The organism is Streptomyces diastatochromogenes (assembly GCF_002242805.1).
Taxonomy (GTDB): Bacteria; Actinomycetota; Actinomycetes; order Streptomycetales; family Streptomycetaceae; genus Streptomyces; species Streptomyces diastatochromogenes.
The window spans coordinates 1-22579 of record NZ_MCGQ01000042.1; the positions used below are offsets into that span (position 1 = coordinate 1).

Below are 22579 nucleotides of genomic sequence, written 5' to 3' on the forward strand. Positions count from 1 at the left end.
CGGCCACCGCGCGCGGTGGCGCATCGGTCAGAGCGGCCAGCTCGTCGGCGCGCAACCGTGCGGCTCCGCGTCGGCTCAGCTCGGGGGGCGTCACGTCGAGTACGTCGACACCGGCGGCGATGCGGTGCCGGCCGGGATCGCGCAGCAACGCGCGGTCGCCGACGCGCAGCGGCAGGGGCCGGGCCAGCCGCAGCCGGGCGCTGCCGGCCCCCAGCGGCCGGACCCGGGCAGCGACGGACGCGGATCCCACGTGCAGTACGAGTTCGCGCGGGAGGTCGCGGCGCTCGCCGCTGTCGGCGGTGCGCAGCGCAACGTCGACCTCGGCCGTCGTCAGCCATCTGCCCGGGGTGAGGAGCGCGTCGCCACGGCCGATGGCCTGGTGCTCGACGCCGCGCAGATTGACCGCCACGCGGGCCACGGCGCGGACCTCGGGCGTGTCCCGGCCCAGCGTCTGCAGGCCGCGTACCCGCAGCACCGCCCCGGTGGACGCCAGCTGAAGCTCCGTATCCCCGCGCAGCGTGCCGGCCGTCAGTGTTCCGGTGACCACCGTGCCCGCGCCGACGATGCTGAACGAACGGTCCACCCACAACCGCACGTCGGCGTCCGGATCGGCGGGCGGCAGGGCGCCCACCAGCCGCACCAGTGCGGCACGCAGCCCGTCCAGGCCCTCGCCGGTGCGCCCGCTCACCGTCACCGAGCCGACCGGTCCCAGGCTGGTCGCCGCCATGCGGGCCAGCGCCTGTTGCCGGGCCGGTTCGGGGTCGGCCAGGTCGCAGCGGGTGACGGCGAGCAGCGCATGCCGCACGCCGAGCGCGTCCAGTGCCTCCAGATGCTCGGTCGACTGGGGCATCCAGCCCTCGTCGGCGGCCACCACGAACAGTACGGCGGGGACCGGACCGACACCGGCCAGCATGTTGGGCACGAACCGCTCGTGCCCCGGGACGTCGACGAACGCCACCTCCGCTCCGCCGGGGAGGGTCGTCCAGGCGAAACCGAGGTCGATGGTCAGCCCGCGCCGGCGCTCGTGCTCCCAGCGGTCCGGCTCCATCCCGGTGAGCAGCCGCACCAGCGTCGACTTGCCGTGATCGACATGACCGGCGGTGGCGATCACGTGCACGGCGGCACACTCGCATCGCCTGTGTGCGACCGCCGCACAGCCAGTACGGCCTCCACCACCGACTGCTCCTGCTCCGGCTCGACCGTGCGCAGATCCAGCAGGCAGCGGCCATGTTCCAGCCGGCCGATCACCGGGACCGCGCCGCCGCGCAGCAACGGGCCGTACGGCGCGGGCAGGCCGACGGCCGCGCTGGGCAGGGTCACGCCGGGCGCGCCGCCACCGCCCACGGCCGCCTCCGTACGCAGCACCTCCGCCGGTACTCCCTCGGCCCGGAGCCGTTCGACGAGCCGGGCGGCACGCTCGCGCAGGTCGCTCTCGTCGGCAGCGAGCGCGGTGCGCACGGGCGGCTCCGGACCGCGCAGCGTCGCTTCCAACGCGGCCAGGGTCAGCTTGTCGACCCGCAGGGCCCGGGCCGCTGGATGCCGTCGCAGTCGCTCGACCAGCCCCGCTTCGCCGAGCAGCAGCCCGGCCTGCGGACCGCCGAGCAGCTTGTCCCCGCTGGCCGTCACCAGCGCCGCCCCGGCACGCAGCGCGCTGGTGGCGTCCGGCTCTTGGGGAAGCAGCGGGTGCGGGCTGAGCAGACCGGAACCGATGTCCACCACCACCGGCGGTCCGAGCGCCGCCAGCTCGGTCACCTCTGCCGCCGCGGTGAAACCGCTGATGTGGAAGTTGGATGCGTGCACCTTGAGCAGAAAGCCGGTGTCGGGGCCGATGGCATCGGCGTAGTCCCGCGCATGGGTGCGGTTGGTGGTGCCGACCTCGCGCAGCCGCGCGCCGCTGGAAGCCAGCAGGTCCGGGATGCGGAACCCGTCGCCGATCTCGACCAGCTCGCCCCGGCTGATCACGATCTCCCGCCCCTGAGCCAGCGCAAGGGCGCACAGGAGCAGCGCGGCCGCGTTGTTGTTCACCACGTGCACCGCTCCGGCATCGGGTACGGCCTCGGCCAGCGCGGCGAGCGCCCCGCGTCCGCGGCGGGCCCGGCGGCCTTCGGCAAGGTCGAACTCGACGTCCGTGCACCCGCAGGCGGCCAGCACGGCGTCCCGGGCGGCGTCCGACAGCGGCGCGCGGCCGAGATTGGTGTGCACCAGCACGCCGGTGGCGTTGATCACCGGCCGCAGACCGCAGGCCCGCTCGGGCAGATGACCGACCGCCGCGTCCACCACGTCCTCGGGAGCGATCTCGCCGGCCCGCGCCCTGCGCTGGGCCTCCTCGATGGCCGCCTTCACCAGGGGGCGCCCCAGCCTGCGGACGGCGGTGGCGATGCGCGGATCGGCCAGCACGGAGTCGGTGCCGGGGACGAGACGGCGCGGATCGCTCATGGCACCCCCTCTGCTCGCGGTGGCCCTCTTGCCGGACGTGGCGGAGGCGGACGGGAATCGAACCCGCCAACGGCAGGTCCTGCCGTTCAACGGTTTTGAAGACCGGGCCGGTCACCAGGCCGGACACGCCTCCCCGCGCCACGCGGCAATCTTCGCAAAAGCCGTATATAGGCGCTAATGGAGCGCGTAGGGAATCATGGCCGAGGTGACCTCACCGACGTCGCCCCGCGAATCCGTCCGCCTCACCCAGTACGCGCACGGCGGCGGATGTGCCTGCAAGATCCCGCCGGGCGAGCTGGAGGAGGTGCTGCGGGGCCTGGGGGCCGCCGTCCAGGTCCGTGACCCCGCGGGCGAACTGCTGGTCGGGCTGGACGACGGCGACGACGCCTCCGTCGTACGGCTGCCGGACGGCACGGCGGTACTGGCGACCACCGACTTCTTCACGCCCGTGGTCGACGACGCCTACGACTGGGGCCGGATCGCCGCGGCCAACGCACTCTCGGACGTGTACGCCATGGGCGGCCGTCCGCTGCTCGCCGTGAACCTGCTGGCCTGGCCGCGCGGTGTGCTCCCGCTCGAACTGGCCCGCGAGGTGCTGCGCGGCGGCCTGGACACGGCCGCGGCCGCGGGCTGCCACGTCGCCGGCGGCCACAGCGTGGACGACCCCGAGCCCAAGTACGGCCTGGCGGTCACCGGCCTGGTCGACCCGGACCGTCTGCTGCGCAGCGACGCGGGCAAGCCGGGTCTGCCGCTGTCGCTGACCAAGCCGCTCGGCCTCGGCGTGCTGAACAGCAGGCACAAGGCCACCGGCGAGGTGTTCCCGCAGGCGGTCGAGGTCATGACGCGGCTCAACCGGGAGGCGGCCGAAGCGGCGCTGGCCGCCGGGCTCACCTGCGCGACGGACGTCACCGGGTTCGGGCTGCTCGGACACGCCTACAAGCTCGCGCGGGCGAGCGGGGTCACGGCACTGATCGACGCGACCGCCGTGCCCTACCTCGACGGCGCCCGGCAGGCGCTGCGCGCGGGATACGTCAGCGGCGGCACCCGGCGCAATCTCGCCTGGGTACGCCCGCACAGCGACCTGTCGGCGGTGAGCGAGGACGAAGCACTGCTCCTGGCCGACGCGCAGACCTCCGGCGGGCTGCTGGTGGCCGGCGAGATCCCCGGCGCGCCCGTCGTGGGCGAGCTGCTGCCGCGCGGCGAGCACGTCCTGGTGATCCGCTGAACCCGGCCACCGAGCCGACGGTCAGCCCGATCGTGGGTTCTCGCGGCCGCAGTGCAGCCGGCGCCCGCCGACCCGGGCCTCGCCCCGGCCGACGGGCGCCATCGCGCAAGAACTAACGCCCTGGGTGCAGAACCACCTTGGTGTAGCCCTCGACACGCTTGTCGAACTTCTCGTACGCCGTGGGCGCCGCGTCCAGCGGCAGCTCATGGGAGACGACGAAGCTCGGCCGTGCGCGCCCCGAGATGATGAGGTCGCGCAGCTGCCGGTTGTAGCGCTTCACGTTGCACTGCCCGGTGCCCAGACGCAGCCCCTTCTCGAAGAGCTTGCCGATCGACACCATGAGCCGGCCGTGCTTGGCCTGCTCGTCCGGTGCCCCCGGGTCGGCCGGCACATAGAGGCCCGGGATGCCGAGCGCTCCGGTCGGCCGGACGGTCTCGATGATCGAGTTCAGCACCGCCGCGGGCTCCTCGCGGTTCTCGCCCCGGGCCATGGCCTGGTAGCCGACCGCGTCTATGCCCTTGTCCGTGCCTTCGCCGTTCGTCTGCTCCTTGATCTGCTCCACCGGGTTGCCCTCGGCGAAGTTGATCGGGGTCGCGCCTATCTCCTCGGCCTTCTGCAGCCGCTCGAGCACGCGGTCCACGACGAACACCCTCGACGCACCGCGGATCATGGCCGAGTAGGCGGCCATGAGTCCGACGGGTCCGCCGCCGTACACCACGACACTCTCGCCCGGGGAGACCTGGGCGAGTTCGTTGCCGTGGTAACCGGTCGGGAAGATGTCGGCGAGCAGAATGAAATCGGTCTCGTTCTCGGTGCCCTCCGGCAGTTTCAGACAGTTGAAGTCGGCATACGGTACGCGCAGGTATTCGGCCTGGCCCCCGGTCCACGGCCCCATCGCCACATAGCCGTATGCGCCACCGGCGAAGCCCGGATTCACGGTGAGGCAGAATCCGGTGTAGTCGGCCACACAGTTCTTGCAGAAACCGCAGGCGACATTGAAGGGCATGACCACGCGGTCGCCCTTCTTGAGAGAGGTGATCCCTTCACCGATCTCCTCCACGATGCCCATGTTCTCGTGGCCGAAGACGATGCCCGGTTCGGCGGCGGTGCGCCCCTCATACATGTGCAGGTCAGAGCCGCATATAGCGGTGGAGGTCACCCGTACGATCACCTCGTTCGGGTGCTGGAGCTTAGGCTTCTGAACCTCTTCCACCGCTACCTCGAACGGTCCCTTGTAGACGACAGCCTTCATATGACACCTCCGATGAGCGGTGCGTGCTCGCTGCCGGAGGCCAAACAGCCGTCAACCGAACGTAGCCTTGTGCGAACGGGCAGTAGAAAGGTCGCGGCCGTTCGCCTCACGTGACCTAACTCTCATGGTCCCCCTATGGAAGAACATGAAACAAGCCAGCTATTGTCAATTAAATTCCGATTTCAACCTCGCGCCGATTGGGAGGACGAGGAAAGTGACTCAGCGCTTCGGGACCTTGATCGTCCCGGTGCCCGGCGTGTCCGGCACCATGTACCCGGTGGGAACGCCGGTGGCCATCAGTGGACGGGGCTCGTCCGTCGACGGATTCGTGGACGGCGACTGGCTCCCGCTCGCCTGGTGGGAGTTCGCCGAGGGGCGTACCGAGGACGTCGCCGGCAGCTGACGGCCGTCCTCCTCGCCGACGGACCGGCCTTCGTCACGGCTTGGACGCGATCGCGTCCAAGGCGGTGGGGTGGGTGAAGCGGGCGTGAGCGCCGAGCGCGTCGAACTCGGAGAAGCCCCGCGGAGGCTTCGTGCGACCTACCCGTCGAGCGGGACGCCGTGGCGTCGCATCGACGCGTCCCGCAGTTCCGGGTGGAGCCGGCGGGGACAGGTGAACGGCCGCGTGCGCGGACGTCGTCGCCTTCCTCAGTGGCGGATCAGACCCGTGCGTTTCACGGTCGCCAGCAGCGGGGTGGTGTCGATGGCGGTGACGCCGTCGAGGGGGCCGACCGTGTCGGTGAGGAAGGTGTACAGGGCGTCGAGGTCCGCGGCGGCGAGAGCGACGAGCAGGTTGGCGGGGCCGGTGATGGCGGCGCAGAACCGGACGTGCGGGTGGCTGCTGAGGGTCTGCGCGGTCTCCTGCAGCGCGCCCGGGCGTACGGCGATCCACAGCAGGGCTTCGGCGTGCGCGCCCAACAGCGCGAGGTCGAGCTCGGTCGCCAGGCGCAGGACCTGGCCGCGCAGGAGCGTGTCCAGCCGCCGGCGGGCGGTGAGCGCGGTGGTGCCGGCGCGGCGGGCGAGTTCCGTGTAGGTGGCCCGGCCGTTCTCGGTCAGAGCCGTGATCAGTGCGGTGTCGATGTCGAGGGGCGCGGGTGGCGCCGTTCGTTGTGCCGGGTCTGGGGTGAGCCGGTCCAGTTCCTCGGGGGAGAGGAGACCGGCGGTCCAGCGGAACGCGGTGGGGAAGACCCGCAGCAGGGTGTGCGAGGTCCAGGAGCCGACGGCGTCGGTGGCGGGCAGGTCGCGCAGCAGGAGGGTGTTGCGGGCGTCGGGGTCGTCGAGGAAGAAGATCGTGGAGATCTCGTCGCCGCCGCCGAGGATGTCGACCCAGACGGTGTCGGTGCGTCGGGCGAGTGCGCGCGCGACCTGATGGATCTTGTTGGGGCGGCAGCGGATGCGCAGGGCGAGGGGGATCAGGTGCGGGAAGCATGCCGGGTTGCGTACGGCCGTGGCGCGCAGGGTGCCGTCGGCGTACAGAGGTGTGACACGGCGTACGACGGTGCGCTCCGACAGGCCCAGGCCGTGGGCCAGCTCGCGCCAGGAGGCGCGCGGTGAGGCGACGAGGGCGGCCGCGATCCGGCGGTCGGTCTCGTTGAGCGTCTGGCGCATGATCTGCATCATAGGGCGCCTCAATGACGTCTTTCCTGTACGGGCGGCCGCCGAATGTCGATGGATCGGCTGAGCGGCCGTACACCTGTCTCTGTCAGTGGACGTGGTGAACGGCCGCGTCGAGACGGCGATGGGAGAAGACGATGACCGATCACGGAGCCGATCTGCTGATCCGGGCCGGTGCGGTGCACACGCTGGTGCCCGGACAGGCCCCGCAGCGGGCGCTGGCGGTGCGGGGCGACCGTGTCGCCGCCGTGTCCCCGGACCCGAACGGCCTTGACGGCCTGGTGAGTTCGCGCACCGTGGTGCATGACCTGCCCGGTGCCACGGTGCTGCCCGCGTTCGACGACACCCACACCCACCTGATCTTCGCCGCGCACGGCGCGCACGACGTTCCCGTCCACCAGGCTCGTACCATCGGCGAGTTCCTGGACCTGATCCGGCAGCGGGCCAGGACCACCCCTGAGGGCGAGTGGATCCGCACCACCACCAACTGGCAGGAGCTCAACCTGGCCGAGCGCCGCCTGCCCACCGCGGCCGAACTGGACCGGGCCACCGACCGGCACCCGGTCCTGGTCAAGCGCGGCGGCCACAACGACGTCGTCAACACCTACGCGCTGCGCCTGGCCGACATCACCGAGGACACCCCCGTACCGCCGGGCGGCGTCATCGGCCGCGACGCCGACGGCCGCCTCAACGGACGACTGGTCGGCAACGCCCTGCCCCTGGTGGAGCGCCTCCTCCCCGCCCCGAACCTGTCCGAGCGCATCGACGGACTGCGCCTGGCCAGCGGCCAGTACGCCGCCACCGGCATCGGCACCGTGCGCGACTGCGCGGTCAGCCCCGAGGACTACCGGGTGCTCCTGGCCGCCCGTGAGGCCGGTGCGCTGAGCACCCGGGTGCGAGCCCTGATCTCCGCGCTCGGTCTGACCAGCAGGGCGCAGGTGGAGGACCTGCTCGACACCATGGAGGAGTGGCGCTACGGGTCCGACCCGTGGCTGCGGGTGTGGGGCGTGAAGTTCGGCCTCGACGGCGGCCTGGAGGCCGGGGCCACCGAGGAGCCGTACGCCTGCGACCACTCCTTCTCCGGAACGCTGATCTGGGAGCCGGACGCACTGGTCGAGGCGGTCGAGGCCGTGGTCCGGCGTGGCTGGCGGGTCGGCACCCACGCCTACGGCGACCGCGCGGTCCGCGTCCTGCTGGACGTCTACGAACGCGTCCTTCAGCGCAACCCCGGCCTGCCCGCCGGCACGCTGGTGATGGAGCACGGGGGCCTGGCCGGCCCCGAACAGCGCGCCCGCGCCGTTGCGTTGGGCATCCCCGTCACCATCCAGCAGCCGCTGCTGCACGACACCGCCGAGGTGGAGGAGGGCTTCTGGGGCCCGGAACGCGTGGCCCGCCTCTTCCCCGCCCGCGGCTGGGTCGACCTGGGCGCCCAGGTCAGCGCCGGATCCGACTTCCCCGTCGGCCAGTTCGGTGCCATGCGCTCCGTCTGGGGCATGACCACCCGGCAGACCGTCATCGGCGTCAAGGGCCCCGAGCACGCCATCTCCTACGACGAGGCCCTCACCCTGCACACCACCAACGCCGCTCGGCTGACCGGCGAGGGGAACCTGCGCGGCACCCTCACCCCCGGCCGCCTGGCCGACCTCACCGTCTGGGACCAAGACCCCGCCCAGTGCCCCGACGACACCCTGCGCGACCTCAAGCCCACGCACACCTTCGTCGGCGGCCTCCTGGTCGCACCCGCCGGCACGCGGTAAGCGGGAGGGTTCAATCAGTACGGAACCCGCTGCGTCTGGCGCGCTGGACGAATCTGTCCGAGACCACGTTCGTACTGCCTCCCACTGTCCCGGAGTCGGACTACCGGCTGCGGATCTTCACCCCGGGAGGCGAACTGCCGTTCGCCGGGCACCCCACCCTCGGCTCCGCGCGCGCCTGGCTGGACGGCGGCGGCATGCCGCGGCACGCCGACCGTGTCGTGCAGGAGTGCGCCGCGGGCCTGGTCACCGTGCGCCGGGGCGAGGACACTCTGTCCTTCGCCGCCCCGCCTCGTGTGCGTGACGGCGCGCTCGACGACGACTATCTGAACCGGATCGTGGCCGCATTCGGCATCACACGTGACCGGGTCGTGGCCCACCAGTGGGTCGACAACGGTCCCGGCTGGGCCGTGGTCCAGTTGGCCACGGCCGAGGAGGTCCTCGCCCTCGAACCCGACCTGGCCCTCATCCCGACCTCGATGGTCGGCGCGATCGGCGCCCACCCCGAGGGATCCGAGTACGACTTCGAGATGCGTACCTTCGCCCCGGGCGCCGGCGTGCCCGAGGACCCCGCGTGCGGCAGCATGAACGCCGCCGTCGGGCAGTGGCTCACCGCCACCGGCGCCGCACCCTCGGCCTACCGGGTCTCCCAGGGCACGAGGCTGGGACGGGCGGCGAGCATCGAGATCGCCGCCGATGCGGACGGCACCGTCTGGGTCAGCGGCGCCGCCGTCATCTGCGTCCGCGGCACCATCACTCTCTGACCGCCCGTCATGCGGTGGGGTCGGCGGAGAGCGTCTTCATGGTGACGTAGCTGGTCACCGTGGCCACGCCGGGCAGGCTCGCCAACTGGTTGGCGTGGAAGTCCTCGTAGGCGGGCAGGTCGGCGACCTCGACCTGGAGCAGATAGTCGAAGTTGCCGGTGATGTGGTGGCTGTGGACCACCTCGGGCAGCCGGGTGACCGCACTCTCGAACGCGACCACGTCCGCGCGGGTGTGCCGCATCAGCCGCACCCCGGCGAACACCCGCAGGCTGCGGCCGACCGCGGCGGGATCGATCAGCGCCCGGTAACCGCGGATGACGCCGGCTTCCTCCAGTTGCCGCACGCGCCGCAGGCACGGTGACGGCGACAGCCCGACCCGGGCGGCCAGCTCGGCGTTGCTGATCCGACCGTGCTTTTCGAGTACGGCCAGAATCGACCGGTCCACCTCATCCATGGTGGCAGATTATTGCTCTCATGGATTGAGTACCACAATCTCATGCCTGCCCTGAGCGCAATTTGCTGCCAAAGTTGCTGAGATCCGCCCACATCGGAGCGATGGTCGGTCACGCTTCATGGCGTCAGACCGACGGTCCACGGAAGGGCAGCCATGCCGGGCAACAGCACCATCACCGTCCATGCCGATCGCGAAGTCCATCCCAGCCGCGCCGTGGCACCGCCCATCTATCAGACGGCGACGTTCTGGGCCGAGGACGGCGAGACGTTCGCACAGGTCGCCGTCGACCCGCGGGGCAAGGACTTCTACACCCGCTTCGGCAACCCGAACCACGCACAGGTCGCGGCCGTAGTCGCGGAGCTGGAGGGCACCGAGGCGGCCATGGTCACCGCGTCCGGGATGGCCGCGCTCACCACCGCCGTGCTGGCCCTGGTGTCCGCCGGTGACCACGTCATCGGGCAGAAGTCCACCTACGGGGGCACGGGCTCGCTGCTGCTGAACCTGCTGCCGCGCCTCGGTGTGTCGACCACCCTGGTGGACCAGACCGACCCGGAGGCGTTCGCGCAGGCACTGACCCCGCAGACCCGCCTGATCCTGGTGGAGTCGCCGAGCAATCCGCTGCTGCAGATCACCGACCTGCGCGCCGTCGCGGAGCTGGCCCGCGCGCACGACGTGCTGACCATGGCGGACAACACCTTCGCCACTCCGCTGAACCAGCGTCCGGCGGACCTCGGCATCGACCTGGTCTGGCACAGCGCGACCAAGTACCTCAACGGCCACTCCGACGTCTCCGCCGGAGTGCTGGCCGGGCCGGCCGAGCTCCTCAACCGGATCTGGGACGTCGGCCTGCTCACCGGTGCCACCCTCGGCCCCATCGACGCATGGCTGCTGCTGCGCGGCATGCGCACCCTGCCCCTGCGTGTGGCACGGCACAACGCCAACGGCCAGGCGCTCGCGGAGGCGTTGAACGAGCATCCAGCCGTGGCCAAGGTGCACTATCCCGGTCTGGCGACCCACCCGCAGCACAAGCTGGCGTCCCGTCAGATGAGCGGTTTCGGTGGGGTGCTCGGCATCGAGTTCACCGGCGGTTTCGAGATGGCCGACGCGTTCCTCGGCCGGCTCCGCTACCCCCGCCGGGCGGCCAGCCTCGGCGGCGTGGAATCGCTGGCTGTGCATCCGGCGTCCATGTGGCGCGGGATGCTCAACGAGGAACAGATCGCCGAGTCGGTCCCGCTGGGCCTGGTCCGGCTGGCCGCGGGCACGGAGGACACCGCCGACCTGGTCGCCGACGCGCTCGCCGCGGCCGACGCGGTACACGCCACGGCGGCGAGTGCTTGAACCACCGAGAGAGCGCCGGTCGCACGGTGCGGCGACGCCATCCATCCGTGTGCACACCCGTGACCGGCGCGGTTCTCGACACAACCGGCCCCTGAGAGTCCAGCAGCTCAGTGAACTCAGTGAAGGGGTGGATCTGCATGTCTCACCTGCGCGGCCGCGAGCAGAGCCGCGGCGGCCGCCGCAACATGATCTTGAACAATCGGAAAGCGTCTGTGAAGGAGTTCACCCGATGAAGACCCTGCTCACCGGCGGCACCGTGGTCAGCATGGACCCGGCTGTCGGAGATCTCGACCGCGGTGACGTGCTCATCGAAGACGGCGTGATCGTCGAGGTGGCCGAACGGATCGACGCGCCGGACGCCGAGGTGATCGACGCGACCGACCGGATCGTCATGCCCGGCTTCGTCGACAACCACCGCCACACCTGGCAGACCGCGTTCCGAGGCGTCGGCGCGGACTGGACGTTCCCCGAGTGGGCGGTGGCCATGCACGGCACCGTCAAGCCCCACTACCAGCCCGAGGACGTCTACGTAGGCACCTTGCTCGGCCGCCTGGAGGCCCTGCACTCCGGCGTGACCACGATGCTGGACTGGTACCACGTCGCGCAGAGCCCTGAGCACGAGGACGCCGCCGTCGCGGCGCTGCGGGACGCGCCGGGGCGGTCGATCTTCTGCCTCGGCGCCGGATGGGGCACCCTCGACCCCGTCGACGCCGCCGTCCGCCGCGTCCGCGCCGACCTGGCCGGAGACGGCCCGGTCACCATGGCTCTCGGGCTGCGCGGACCGGAGGACACCAGCATGGACACCGTCGCCCGGGAGCTGAAACTGGCGGCCGAACTCGGCCTGCGCACCAGCCTGCACATCGCCTCTGACGGGACGCAGCGCCCGGTCGCCGAGTTGCGCGAGCACGGCCTGCTGCGGGACACCACCACGTTCGTGCACGCCAACGGGATCAGCGACGAAGAGCTGCGGATGCTCGCCGACGCGGGCAGCTCGGTGTCCATCAGCCCCGACGTCGAGCTGAAGATGGGGTTCGGCTGGCCGATGACCGGCCGGGTACTGGCCGCCGGCCTGCGCCCGACGCTGTCCATCGACGACGTCCCCTCGGTCGGCGGCGACATGTTCTCCACCATGCGCACCGCCTTCGCCGTGCAGCGCGGCCTCGACGGCGGCCTGCGCTCCCGCGACCTGCTGGCCTTCGTCACCGTCGACGCCGCCCAGTCGTGCGGACTCGACGCCCGAACCGGCAGCCTCACACCCGGCAAGGACGCCGACATCATCCTCCTGCGCACCGACGACCTGACCGTGTTCCCGGTCACCGACCCGGCCGCCACCATCGTCAGCGCCGGCCACCCCGGCCTCGTGGACACCGTCCTCGCCGCAGGCCGCGTGGTCAAACGCGACGGCGTACTGGTGGACGTCGACCTGCCGGCGCTGCGGACCCGACTGCTCGCATCACGCAACCGGATCGCCGCGGCCGCCGGGATCCCGCTCGACGGCACATGGCGCCCACGGCCGGAAGCGGAGTAACAGCACCCGATTGGCAGGCGCCCCGTCTGGCGGGACGGAACGGGCGACTAGGTCCTGTCCACGGGAACCTGGTAGGAACTGGTCCGGTAACGGCTGCGGAACTCGGCCAGCAGTTCGTCGGTCGCCTCGGCCCCGGCGCTCAAGGCGGCGTGGACGTCACGGAAGTAGTTCTCGTAGCCGGCCGGGGTGTAGAGGCACAGGGCGCGGGCGAGGACCGGGCCCGCGTTGCGGAAGCCGTGCGGGGTGCCGCGGGTCGCGGCGAGCAGATGCCCAGGTCCGGCGGTCACCTCGCCGTCCCCCGTGTGGAGCGTCAACTCGCCCTCGAGGACGTAGAAGTACTCGTCGTGCCCGTCATGCACGTGCGGCCTGGCACCGATGGTGCCGGGGGCGAGGCTGAACTCCTCGAAGGCGAAGTGCCCGCCCGTGTGCTCGCCGGTGAGCCGGAAGAAGTGCGCGACACCGGCGACATCTATCAGCTCACCGTCCTGAGGACGACGGAGCAGCGGACGGGCCGGAATCCGGGACTGATCATCTGTCATGGGGGCATTGTGGCCCAGGGGTTGCCGGGCGGCAGCAGCCGGCCCGAGGGGGCCGGCCGCTCCCGGGGGAGGAGGCCGGCCCCTGCGGGGAGCGACGGCTCAGCTCAGGCCGAGGCTGGAGAGCGCGGTCGTCCAGTCGGTGATGATGGCGTTCTGTGCGTCGTCGAGGCTGACGTCACCGGCGCAGACGGCCTTCTTCAGCTTGTTCTCGACGCTGTCCTTCTCGGAGGAGGTGCCGTCGCCGGAGTGCGGCTCGGGCCAGAGGTTCTCCTCGCTCTTGGGGGCGCCGCCGAGTTCGAGGGGGACGAAGTGGTCCTCCTCGTAGTCCGAGAGGCTGGTGTCGGAGTAGCCGTACTCGGCGATCTGCTTCTTCTTCAGCGCGTTGGTGTAGGAGGTGGAGGGCCGTACGGTCGCGGTCCAGCCGGAGACGCAGATGGTCGAGTCGATGGTGTCCTGGGTGACGTCCGGGTTGAGGGCGCCGGGCGTACAAACCGGGTCGGGCAGGGGGAGGTAGGACTGGCTGCAGCTCGCGGCGTGGGCGGAGCCGGTCGTGACGGTGAGGCCCGCGGCGGCGAGGGCCAGGGTGGAGAGGGTGGTCACCAGGGGGCGCGATATTCGGGACATGTGTGGGGGTCTCCTGGTGCGATGCCCGGCAGGAATCCGGGCGGTCGCGAGCATGACAGCACCGGGATCATCTATGCGAGTAGACCCCTTTGCTCGAAGGAGAGCTCCTTTGATTGAACGTTTAGCCACTGGAGGGCAGTCGGGGGCGAAGTCTTGACGTGGTCTTGAGGGCGGGCTCCGGGAGGGGGCTTGGGCGTGCCTTCGGTACTGCGTGACGGTTCGTCAACTATGCGCTGTAGTCTGGGTTAACGCGTGTCGACGCAGCGGTACGTGCTGGTCCTTGTCGACGACATCGCCGCCTTAGGGACCGCCGCTCATGCCGTCGTGAAAGGGCTCTGGCCATCGGCTACCGACCTGGCGCGGCTCATGCGTTGGCCGTCTCGACGCGGACGGCTCGGGCGCGGACCACGAAGGGCCGGGAGAAGACGGTGATGGCGACGGAGACTGCGGCGAGAGCTGTGATGGCCGTGCCGGGGGTCAAGTGCTGGGCAACGCCGCCGGCGATCGCGGCTCCGATGCCCTGCCACGTCATTCGGCCGGCGGACTCGACTCCCTGGACCTGGCCGCGGATCGGATCAGGGGTCAGCGCGAGAAGCTGCTCCTGGAGCGGCAGAGTGGCGGCGAACCCGGCACTGGCGATGAACACCGCGGCTGTCGCCATCAACATCGGTGGGTGGATGGCGAACAGCAGGTACGGGATGGCGAGCAGCAGTCGCAGGGCGAAGGCACAGCGGCGCCGCTGGTCGGCGGTCAGCAGCCGCCCGACGGTCAGGTCGCCGGAGAGCATGCCTGCCGATCCGGCGGCCAGGAGGGCGCCGGCGTGATCCGGGGCGTAGGAGATGAACAGAGCCTCGCAGCCGACGATCAGGCCGTTGGGGACCCACAGGTTCAGCAGCAGCGCGCGTTGGCCGGAGGGGGAGAAGAGCGCGATGTTCGTTGTCCAGGTCTGACGCAGTCCGGGGCGGCGGGTCAGACGGATCGAGCGTTCCCGGACGGTCGTTGCCACAACGACCAACCCGACTCCGGTCAGGGCCGTCGCGGCGACGAAGACCTCTTGCGGGCTCAGGTACCGCAGAAGTACGGCGCCGATGGCGTAGCCGAGGATGGCCATGCCGCCCGAGGTGATGTTCATCAGCGAACGCGCCAGCGCGTACGCAGAGGTCGGCACCACCTCGGCGAGCAGCCCCATCCGCGTTCCGGTCCCCAGGGACTGGAAGAACCCCAGCACCAGGAGCAGACCGAACCGGGCGGCCAGCGGCAGCCCCGGAATCGCCTGTGCGGCAACGCCCATCAGCGAGACCCACTGGAGCGCGACGAGGGTCCGGCGAGGACGGCTCCCGTCCGCGACCGACATCAGCGTCAGCGCACCGAGGACCGTCGCGAACGTGGCGCCGTACATGCTCACGGCTGTCAGGAACGGGGACCGGGTCTGGTGGTTGACCAGCGTGCCGAGCGTGAAGCCCGACAAGGTGCTCGCGGCGACCGTCAGTGTGAAGCTGGCGAACAATCCGGCGAACTCACGGTTGCGGAGCAGGCCAAGGTAGCTGGTGGTGGGAAGCGTGCTGGACGCGGACGTGTCAGAAGGCATGAAAAAAGCCTCCGAACGCACCCGTCGGGGCGCCGAAGGCCAACGCGTTCATTCTAGCAGCTAGTTGGCCGGAAGTGCCGGCATGGGTCAGGCACCCGTGACGACCCGCACGAAGACGGCCGGTTCGGCTCCCTCGTTGAGGTAGGCGTACTGCTGGTCACTGGCGATGACCGCACTCTGCCCCGGCCCGAGGACCTGGGGTCCGGTCTCCAGGGCGAGGGTCAGGCGTCCGGACAGGACGTGGTGGATCTCCTGCGCGCCGCGGCGGTCGGGCTCGGCGTCGTAGCGTCCCGTGGGTGCCAGGGTCCAGCGCCACAGCTCCGCCCGGGGATCCTGGGTGGCGCCCAACAGGAGAGCGTGGCTGCCGTCCGGGGCCTCCCATACGAGCGTCCCCTCGACCTCCGGGCCCGCCGCGTCGTCCTCGGGCAGGGCCAGAGCGGCGAAGTCGGTGTCCAGGGCGCGGGCGACCCGGTCGACGGTGGCGAGGCTCGGGTTGGCCTGGCCCAGCTCGATGTCGGTGAGCATTCTCCGGCTGACCCTGCCGGCGTCGGCGAGCTGCTGCACGCCCCAGCCCCGCTGCTTGCGCAGTGCGCGGATGCGCCCGCCGATGCGGGTGACGAACTCCTGCGCGGCCTGGCTGTCCGCGGCGACCTCACTGCTCATGGTGAGCATTATAGTGCGCAAAAAAGTTGCCACCCCGCAGCGTGAGCAATATATTGCTCATCATGCGTGTGATCAGCTCTCCCCAAGTCGCCGAGCAGGCCGTACTGGCCTCCCTGCGCGACGCTTTCGGGGACCTTTCCCGTAGTGAGACGCCGGTGCCCGGCCAGTTCGTGATCGAGCTGCCCGGTGGCGGTGACGTCATCCACTACCCGGCCGTACTGCCCCATGCCGGCGTGTACGCGGTCAAGGTCTCCCCCTACCTGCCGGACCCGGCAGGTCCCGCAGTGGTCACGGCCTGGACGATGCTCGTGAGCCTGTCCACCGGGCAGCCGGTCGCGCTGCTGGACGCCTCGGGCCTGACCGTCGAGCGCACCGCGGCGACCACGGTGCTGGCCGCCGACCTGCTGCTGCCGCCCGACGCGGCGACCGCGGCCGTCATCGGCTACGGGCGCATCGGCCGCGCGCACGCCCGCTACCTGAGCCATCTGCGCCCCGGCATGACCGTCCGCGCGTTCTCGCCGGGCGGGATCGACGAGGTGGACGACGGCGTCCGGGCCGTCGCGAGCATCCACGACGCGGTGACGGGTGCGGATCTGGTGATGCTGTGCACCTCCGCCGCCGACGACGTGCTCGACCCCCGCACCCTGCCCCCAGGCACCGTCGTCACCTCGATCTCGACCAACGCCCCCGGAGCCCGCGAGATCCCGCCCGCGGCCGTGCCGGGCCTCGATGTGTACGTGGACGCGCGCACGAGCCTGCAGGTCGCCTCCGAGCTGGCCCAGGCCGCGACAGCCGGCTGGGACCCCGCGACCGTACGTGGCGACCTGGCCGGCCTCGTCGCCGGCCACGCACCGCGCCCCAGCGGCGAACGCCCGGTGTATTTCCGCTCCGTGGGACTGGGCATCGAGGACGCGGCGGTCGCCTGGGCGGCTTGCCGGAACGACGACGACACGACGAAGGGACTGCCCCAGTGAAGATCCGCGAGTTCGAGGTCGAGCAGTGGATGAACGAGTACGAGGAGACCTGCCGCTACAACCTCGCCGAGACATGCGTCCGCTCACTGACCACCGGTGAACTGCTGGAACTGTCCGGTCGGCGCGAGCAGGTGTTCGCCGAGCTGGACGCCACCCCGCTCACCTACGGACCGATCCCCGGCAGCTCCCGCCTGCGCCGCCTGGTCGCGGACCTGTACGCGACCCAGCGCCCGGACAACGTCCTGATCACCCACGGGGCGATCGGCGCGAACGCCCTCGTGCACGCCACTCTCGTCGACCCGGGCGACCACATCGTGGCGATCGTCCCGACCTACCAGCAGCACTACTCCATCCCCGACAGCTACGGCGCGCGCGTCGACCGCCTGCCGCTGCGCGAAGAGCACGGGTGGTTGCCCGACCTGGACGAACTCGACCGTCTGGTCACGGCGGACACCAAGCTCATAGCCGTCAACAATCCCAACAACCCCACCGGCGCCCTCATCGACGAAGCAGGCCTGGCCCGCATCGCGCACATCGCCGACCGGGTCGGGGCGTGGGTGCTGTGCGACGAGGTCTACCGAGGCATCGACCAGGACGGCGACGGATTCACCGCCTCCATCGCCGACCTGTACGAACGCGGCATCTCCACCGGCAGCATGTCCAAGCCCTTCTCCCTGGCCGGACTGCGCCTGGGCTGGATCGTCGGCCCGACCGAACTCCTGAAGGACGTCGCCACCCACCGGGACTACACCACCATCAGCGTCGGACGCGTCGACGACCTGCTCGCCTGCGTCGCCCTGGAGAACAAGGACGCGATCCTGGCCCGCTCCCACCGGATCACCCGCACCAACCTGGCCATCCTGGACGAGTGGGTCGCCGGCCGCGACGACGTCACCTACGTCAGGCCGGCCTCGGGAACCACCGCACTCCTGCGCTACCAAGCCCCCATCGGCTCCTACGAGTTCTGCACCCGCCTGCTGCAGGAGACCGGCGTCATGTTCACCCCCGGCGCGGCCTTCGACATCGAGCGCACCGTGCGCATCGGCTTCGCCGACGACACCCAGACCCTGCGCACCGGACTGCGCCTGGTCGGCCGGTTCCTCGACCGACTCACCCAGGCATGACCCCCTCTCACCCGGGTGCGGCCGCCGGCCAGGCACGCGGGTACGGCACGCGCAGCGACTCGGTCGCCACAGGGGTGTGGTCGGTGGAGGCGAACAGGCGGCCGTCGCGCAGGATGACCGCGCCGCTGCCGCGCATGGTCGTGACCAACTCGGTGGCGAGCGCCTCGGGGGTCACGTCCAAGAGGCGTGCGGCGTCGGTCAGCCAGGCCCGGGCCTGGAGGTACGCCTCGACCTCGTCGGCCGGGATGCCGTCGCGGATCATCAGGGCGAACGCGAAGATCCGGCGGGCCCCGTACCAGACGGCTCCCTCAGGGTCGTCGGCCAGCCGTTGCGCACGACGCCGGGCGGCGGCGAAAGCCGCGCCGGGGTCGGCGGGGACCGCGCCGTGCGAAGGGAGGATCACGCGCGGGGAGAGGTCGGCCATCCGAGTGAGGGAGTCCAGCGCCGTGGTGGTCGCTTCGGGGCCGTCGAGGGCGAGGTTCACCCAGCCGACGTCGTAGTCCGACAGGGCGTCCCCGACCACGAGCAGCCGCTCCTCCGGCTGCCACAGCGCCACGTGCCCCGGGGTGTGCCCCGGCGTGCGGACGACCTCCCAGTCGGTGTCGCCGAGGCGGAGGACCTGGCCGTCGTCGAGGGAGACGTCGACCGTGTACGGGGCGACCGGCTGGTCCAGGTACTCCGCCGAGCAACAGCCCGGGTCCCGGCGGGAGATCGCCTCCGCCTCCGGCGCCCCGGCCGCGACAGCGGCACCTCGCGCCTGGAGGAGGGCGTTGCCACCGACGTGATCGGAGTGCCAGTGCGTGTTCACGACCAGACCGATCGCACCGGCGTGCTCGCGGGCCCAGGCGGCGGTCTCCTCGGCATGGCCGACGAAGCCGCTGTCGACGAGGGCTGGTTGCCGCCCGTGCAGCAGGAGCGTGTTGGCGTCGGGGAACGGCCGCTGCCACCAAGTGGCCCAGGACGGCAGCGACGGCAACGGGCTCACCGCTCGGCCCTGTTGACGCGGATCAGGGTCTGCTGCCCGTTGGCGACGAGCTTCCGTTCGCCGTCGTCCTGGACGCCGTACACCTCCAACTGGCAAACGGTCAGCGTGCGTCCGGCCTTCAGGACAGTCCCGATCGCCTCGATGTGCTCGCCGGTGGCGGGCGCGAGGAGGTTGATCTTGTACTCGACGGTGAGCACCTCGGAGTCCTCGGGGAGCAACGTGAGCGCCGCGTAGCCACCGGCGCTGTCCGCGATGGCGCTGGTGGCCCCTGCGTGGACAAAGCCGTGCTGCTGGGTCACCTCGGGACGGGCCGGGAGGACGATGTGCACGCGGCCGGGTCCGATGTGGCCGATCCGTGCGCCGAGGTGGCCCATGAGGCCCTGACGATCGAAGCTGTCCTGGATGCGCTGCTGCACCTCCGGGCTCGCCTGTTCCTGCCGCGTCCGGTCTTCCACGTGCTGCTCTCCTCTCGCTCTGAGAGGGAAGAGTAGGCCGGACATGCCCGAAGGTGTTTGCGGCTTTACCTCATGATCGCGCCATGTTGAGGAGAAACTCATCGACCGATGCCCAGTAGCGGAAGATTCTTGCTGAGCCGTGCTCATGTCGACGTGGGCTTGCGGGCGCACTCTGCGGCACGACGGAACGCCCGGACGGGCCTACTCCGGTGGCGTGGGCGTGTCGTGCGTGCGGTACATCGCCTGTACGTCCAGCTCCAGTTGGATCGTCGGGCCCACCACCGCGATCCCGCGGGCCAGCATCGAGCGCCAGTTCAGGGTGTAGTCCTCGCGGTGCAGCTCCGCCTTGGCCAGGGCCGCGCAGCGGAGTTCCTCGCCGTAACCGCCGTTCACCGTGCCGAGGTAGGTCGTGTCCAGGGACACCGAGCGGCTCACGCCGTGCATGGTCAGGGAACCCTGCAGTGTCCACTTGCTGCCGCCCCGGTAGGCGAAGCGGGTGCTCGCGAAGTCGATGTACGGGAACCGTTCGACATGGAGGAAGTCGGCCGAGCGCAGGTGGTTGTCGCGGGTGTTGTTGCCCGTGGTGATGCTGGACGCGTCGATGCGGACGTGGACCCGGGACTGGGTCATGTCCTGGGCGATCTGGATGCCGCCGTCGAAGCGCTCGAAGCGGCCGTGGACGTGGGCCATGCCGACGTGCTTGGCGATGAAGCGGATGGCCGTGTGCGGCGGGTCGAAGAGCCAGGTGCCGGGCGCCGGCAGCTCCAGGGCCTGCGCGGGCTGCAGCCAGACGCGCTCGGTGGGCGCTGCCGTACCCGCCACGATCCCGACCGTCTCACGGTGCGGCTGCAGCCCCTCCGTGACGATCAGCAGACTGTACTGGCCGGGCGGCAGCGCCGCGAGGAAGAAGCCGTACGGGTCGGTGGTACCGCGGGCCACGACGCGGTGCGTGTCCAGCGCGGTGACCGTGACGTCCGCGGCCGCCATGGGCGAACCCATCGGGTCGACGACCTCGCGGCCCACAGCGCCCGCGCCGGGCGGGAGGGGGAGCGAAAGGCCCGCCGCCTCGGCCGAGGCGCCCTTGGGCCGCCGGCGCCGGAGCAGTGCGAGGGCCATGATGTTCACCTTTCTTCACGGTTGACGCGACCGCGTGAACAGCGGTCGAGGGCATGCCGAAACGGCCGCGCCTGCATACGGTCGTACCCCTGATTCGATCTTGTGGCAGGCCGTGCGGGCACGGGTGTCTCAATACGAGACAGTCGCTCCCGGTGTCAGGACGAGACGCTTGGCTCCCGCCCCGCGTACGCCGCTCGGAGCACCCCGAGGACGGCCTCTGCCGTGACCGGGCGTGGATTGGCGTACGGCCGGCCCGTCACCTGCTCGGCCGCGACCGTCAAGTCGCCTTCCTTCAGGCCGAGTTCGGCGAGCGAACGCGGTGCGCCCAGGTGAACCGACAGGTCCCGCAGGGCGCGCGGGGCGTCCCGTGTGTCCAGTGCCCGGTGCAGGGCGGCCATCGCCTGCGGCACCGCGGGCGCGTTGTAGGCGAGGGCGTACGGCAGCATCACCGTGTGCGTCTCCGCGTGCGGGAGTCCGAACGTTCCGCCGAGGACATGGCACAGCTTGTGGTGCAGTCCCATGGTGGTCGCGCCGAGGCACGCTCCGCACAACCATGCCCCGTACAGGGCCCGGCCGCGTGCGTCGAGGTCGGCGGGCTCGGCGGCCAGCCGCGGCAGCGCCCCCGCCATCGCGCGGATGCCCTCCTCCGCCATGAGCGAGACGAGCGGCGAGGTGTCCGGGGCGTACAGTGCCTCGACTGCGTGCGCCAGTGCGTTGATGCCGCTGGTCACGGAGAGCGGCACCGGGAGGGAGAGGGTGAGTTCGGGGTCGTAGACGACGCTGCGGGGCTGGACCACCGGGTCGCGTCCGGTGCGCTTGACCCCGCCTTCCGTCAGGCCCCAGACCGGGGTCATCTCCGAACCCGCGTACGTGGACGGCACGGCGATCAGCGGCAGGCCGGTGCGCAGCGCGATCGCCTTGCCGAGGCCGATCGCCGAGCCGCCGCCGACCGCGACGCACCCGTCGGCCCCGGCCTCCCGCGCCACCGCGACGGCCCGGTCGGCGACCTCGACGGGAACATGCATCCGGGCCTCGGCGTGCAGTCCCGCGCAGGCGTCGCCCAGGGCCTCCGCCACCGCCCGGGCGACGCTCTCGCCCCGCCTCCCGCAGACCACCAACAGCCGTCGCAGACCGAGGCGTCGGGCCTCGTCAGGGACCGCGGTCACGGACGCGCCGGGCCGGAAGACGACCCGCACGGGCCGTGTCTCGTGCACGAAGTCGGCCGAGAACGTCATGACGCGCGCTCCAGAACGAGGTCGAAGCGCGCCTGCCGGAAGGGGTTCGGGACGCCGAACTCCCGGGCCAGAGCCGGATCGTCGATCTCCGCGAACTCCTGCACCAGGCTCTGCTTCACCGCGAACACGGCGTCGGAGTCCAGATAGTCGCTGCCGGCCACGAAGATGTGCGTGGTGACGGGGGTGTGGCCGTCGGCCGCGGCGATGAAGTGGATGTGCGCGGGCCGGTAGGGGTGCCGGCCGGTGGCGCGCAGCAGTGCGCCGACCGGGCCGTCCGTGGGGATCGGGTACGGGGCCGGTACACAGGTGCGGAACCAGAAGCGGCCCTCGGCATCGGCGGTGAACAGTCCGCGGCCGTTGCCCGCGGGCTGAACATCCGGCTGCTGCACGTCGTAGTAGCCCTCGGGGTCCGCCTGCCAGACGTCCAGGACCGCGCCGGCCAGCGGGGTACCGTCCTGCGACAGCACCCGGCCGCTGACCACGCACGGCCGGCCGCCGCCCACCAGGTCGATGTCGTCACCGAGCTGACGAGCGGGCGACTCGGTCAGGTGGAAAGGGCCGAGGACGGTCGACTCGGTGGCGCCGGGGACGCGGTCGCCGTTGATGGTCTCGACGAGCATGGAGAGGCCGAGGACGTCCGACAGCAGGATGAACTCCTGCCGGGTGTCCGTGCAGGTCTGCCCGGTCGCCGTCAGGAAGCCGACGGCCTTCTCCCACTCCTCCTGGGTCAGCCGGGTCTCGCGCACGAAGTCGTGCAGATGGCGGATCAGTCCGCCGAGCAGTTCGCGCAGCCGGGGATGGGCCGTCGCGCTCAGACTGGCGACCGCCTCCTCGGTGACAGCCTCGCCCGCGCCGGTGGTCTCCGTGACATCGGTGGCATCGGTGGTCATGCTCGCTCCTCGTCGTCCATG

At 71.2% G+C, this 22579-nt stretch carries 22 protein-coding genes and 1 tRNA gene; 8 read left to right on the forward strand and 15 right to left on the reverse strand.

All coding sequences use genetic code 11. The features are described 5' to 3' along the window. The 3 genes from BEK98_RS37670 to BEK98_RS37680 all read right to left on the reverse strand — a co-directional run. A partial coding sequence (locus BEK98_RS37670; RefSeq protein WP_208643344.1) for a GTP-binding protein occupies positions 1–1117 on the reverse strand: 1117 nt, incomplete at its 3' end. After that, on the reverse strand, positions 1108–2436 hold the full coding sequence (gene selA, locus BEK98_RS37675) for an L-seryl-tRNA(Sec) selenium transferase (protein ID WP_094221274.1): 1329 nt from the start codon (positions 2434–2436) through the stop codon (positions 1108–1110). The genes BEK98_RS37670 and selA, both read right to left, overlap by 10 nt. A gap of 38 nt (positions 2437–2474) precedes the next feature. Next, positions 2475–2569, reverse strand: a tRNA-Sec gene (locus BEK98_RS37680). A 72-nt stretch (positions 2570–2641) separates the two neighbouring features. Here BEK98_RS37680 and selD point away from each other — a divergent pair. Beyond that, a complete protein-coding gene (selD, locus tag BEK98_RS37685; RefSeq protein WP_425276647.1) occupies positions 2642–3661 on the forward strand; it encodes a selenide, water dikinase SelD in 1020 nt (339 codons plus the stop codon). A 112-nt stretch (positions 3662–3773) separates the two neighbouring features. Here the strand turns inward: selD and BEK98_RS37690 are convergent, their stop codons facing one another. Next, entirely contained in the window at positions 3774–4913 is a 1140-nt protein-coding gene (locus BEK98_RS37690) for a glutathione-independent formaldehyde dehydrogenase (RefSeq protein ID WP_094221276.1), read from the reverse strand. Positions 4914–5127: 214 nt separating this feature from the next. On the opposite strand from BEK98_RS37690, the gene BEK98_RS37695 reads away from it, so the two are divergent. Further along, positions 5128–5316 carry a hypothetical protein gene (locus BEK98_RS37695; RefSeq protein ID WP_094221277.1) on the forward strand — a complete coding sequence of 63 codons (189 nt, stop codon included), beginning with the start codon at positions 5128–5130 and terminating at the stop codon, positions 5314–5316. A gap of 245 nt (positions 5317–5561) precedes the next feature. Here BEK98_RS37695 and BEK98_RS37700 read toward each other — a convergent pair whose 3' ends face one another. After that, positions 5562–6521, reverse strand: coding sequence for an Lrp/AsnC family transcriptional regulator (locus tag BEK98_RS37700; protein ID WP_094221389.1), 960 nt, complete (start codon positions 6519–6521; stop codon positions 5562–5564). A gap of 143 nt (positions 6522–6664) precedes the next feature. Here BEK98_RS37700 and BEK98_RS37705 point away from each other — a divergent pair, with 143 nt between their 5' ends. Both BEK98_RS37705 and BEK98_RS37710 read left to right on the forward strand, forming a co-directional pair. After that, complete coding sequence (locus tag BEK98_RS37705; RefSeq protein ID WP_094221278.1) at positions 6665–8284, forward strand: amidohydrolase; 1620 nt, start codon at positions 6665–6667, stop codon at positions 8282–8284. Continuing rightward, positions 8200–9045 carry a PhzF family phenazine biosynthesis protein gene (locus BEK98_RS37710; RefSeq protein WP_208643345.1) on the forward strand — a complete coding sequence of 282 codons (846 nt, stop codon included), beginning with the start codon at positions 8200–8202 and terminating at the stop codon, positions 9043–9045. Before BEK98_RS37705 ends, BEK98_RS37710 begins: the two co-directional genes overlap by 85 nt. A 7-nt stretch (positions 9046–9052) precedes the next feature. Here BEK98_RS37710 and BEK98_RS37715 read toward each other — a convergent pair whose 3' ends face one another. After that, positions 9053–9499: an Lrp/AsnC family transcriptional regulator gene (locus BEK98_RS37715; protein ID WP_094221279.1), complete on the reverse strand. Its 447-nt coding sequence runs from the start codon at positions 9497–9499 to the stop codon at positions 9053–9055. A 153-nt stretch (positions 9500–9652) separates the two neighbouring features. Between BEK98_RS37715 and BEK98_RS37720 the strand changes: the two genes are divergently transcribed. Beyond that, the gene (locus BEK98_RS37720) at positions 9653–10837 is read left to right on the forward strand and encodes a trans-sulfuration enzyme family protein (protein WP_094221280.1); all 1185 of its coding nucleotides are present in this window, start codon (positions 9653–9655) and stop codon (positions 10835–10837) included. 229 nt (positions 10838–11066) lie between these two features. Next, the gene (locus BEK98_RS37725) at positions 11067–12365 is read left to right on the forward strand and encodes an amidohydrolase family protein (RefSeq protein WP_094221281.1); all 1299 of its coding nucleotides are present in this window, start codon (positions 11067–11069) and stop codon (positions 12363–12365) included. Between the two features lie 47 nt (positions 12366–12412). Here BEK98_RS37725 and BEK98_RS37730 read toward each other — a convergent pair whose 3' ends face one another. The 4 genes from BEK98_RS37730 to BEK98_RS37745 form a co-directional block, all read right to left on the reverse strand. Next, complete coding sequence (locus tag BEK98_RS37730; RefSeq protein ID WP_094221282.1) at positions 12413–12904, reverse strand: cupin domain-containing protein; 492 nt, start codon at positions 12902–12904, stop codon at positions 12413–12415. A 99-nt stretch (positions 12905–13003) separates the two neighbouring features. Continuing rightward, positions 13004–13528 carry a hypothetical protein gene (locus BEK98_RS37735; RefSeq protein WP_094221283.1) on the reverse strand — a complete coding sequence of 175 codons (525 nt, stop codon included), beginning with the start codon at positions 13526–13528 and terminating at the stop codon, positions 13004–13006. Between the two features lie 364 nt (positions 13529–13892). Next, positions 13893–15116, reverse strand: a complete 1224-nt coding sequence (locus tag BEK98_RS37740) for an MFS transporter (RefSeq protein ID WP_094221284.1) — start codon at positions 15114–15116, stop codon at positions 13893–13895. Between the two features lie 87 nt (positions 15117–15203). After that, positions 15204–15779 carry a helix-turn-helix domain-containing protein gene (locus BEK98_RS37745; protein WP_167444349.1) on the reverse strand — a complete coding sequence of 192 codons (576 nt, stop codon included), beginning with the start codon at positions 15777–15779 and terminating at the stop codon, positions 15204–15206. Between the two features lie 62 nt (positions 15780–15841). Here BEK98_RS37745 and BEK98_RS37750 point away from each other — a divergent pair, with 62 nt between their 5' ends. After that, on the forward strand, positions 15842–16753 hold the full coding sequence (locus tag BEK98_RS37750; RefSeq protein WP_143684212.1) for an ornithine cyclodeaminase family protein: 912 nt from the start codon (positions 15842–15844) through the stop codon (positions 16751–16753). Continuing rightward, positions 16750–17877 (forward strand): aminotransferase, encoded by a 1128-nt coding sequence (locus BEK98_RS37755; protein ID WP_094221287.1) that lies wholly within the window; start codon positions 16750–16752, stop codon positions 17875–17877. Before BEK98_RS37750 ends, BEK98_RS37755 begins: the two co-directional genes overlap by 4 nt. 7 nt (positions 17878–17884) lie before the next feature. Here the strand turns inward: BEK98_RS37755 and BEK98_RS37760 are convergent, their stop codons facing one another. The 5 genes from BEK98_RS37760 to BEK98_RS37780 all read right to left on the reverse strand — a co-directional run bounded on the left by BEK98_RS37760 (position 17885) and on the right by BEK98_RS37780 (position 22558). Next, positions 17885–18862, reverse strand: coding sequence for an MBL fold metallo-hydrolase (locus tag BEK98_RS37760; RefSeq protein WP_094221288.1), 978 nt, complete (start codon positions 18860–18862; stop codon positions 17885–17887). Continuing rightward, positions 18859–19317, reverse strand: a complete 459-nt coding sequence (locus BEK98_RS37765; protein ID WP_094221289.1) for a PaaI family thioesterase — start codon at positions 19315–19317, stop codon at positions 18859–18861. Before BEK98_RS37765 ends, BEK98_RS37760 begins: the two co-directional genes overlap by 4 nt. 201 nt (positions 19318–19518) lie before the next feature. Next, positions 19519–20433 (reverse strand): YceI family protein, encoded by a 915-nt coding sequence (locus BEK98_RS37770; RefSeq protein ID WP_094221391.1) that lies wholly within the window; start codon positions 20431–20433, stop codon positions 19519–19521. A gap of 155 nt (positions 20434–20588) precedes the next feature. Then, positions 20589–21668: a maleylacetate reductase gene (locus BEK98_RS37775; protein ID WP_094221290.1), complete on the reverse strand. Its 1080-nt coding sequence runs from the start codon at positions 21666–21668 to the stop codon at positions 20589–20591. Continuing rightward, on the reverse strand, positions 21665–22558 hold the full coding sequence (locus tag BEK98_RS37780) for an intradiol ring-cleavage dioxygenase (protein WP_094221291.1): 894 nt from the start codon (positions 22556–22558) through the stop codon (positions 21665–21667). The genes BEK98_RS37775 and BEK98_RS37780 overlap by 4 nt, the downstream gene beginning before the upstream one ends. Positions 22559–22579 lie beyond the last annotated feature (21 nt).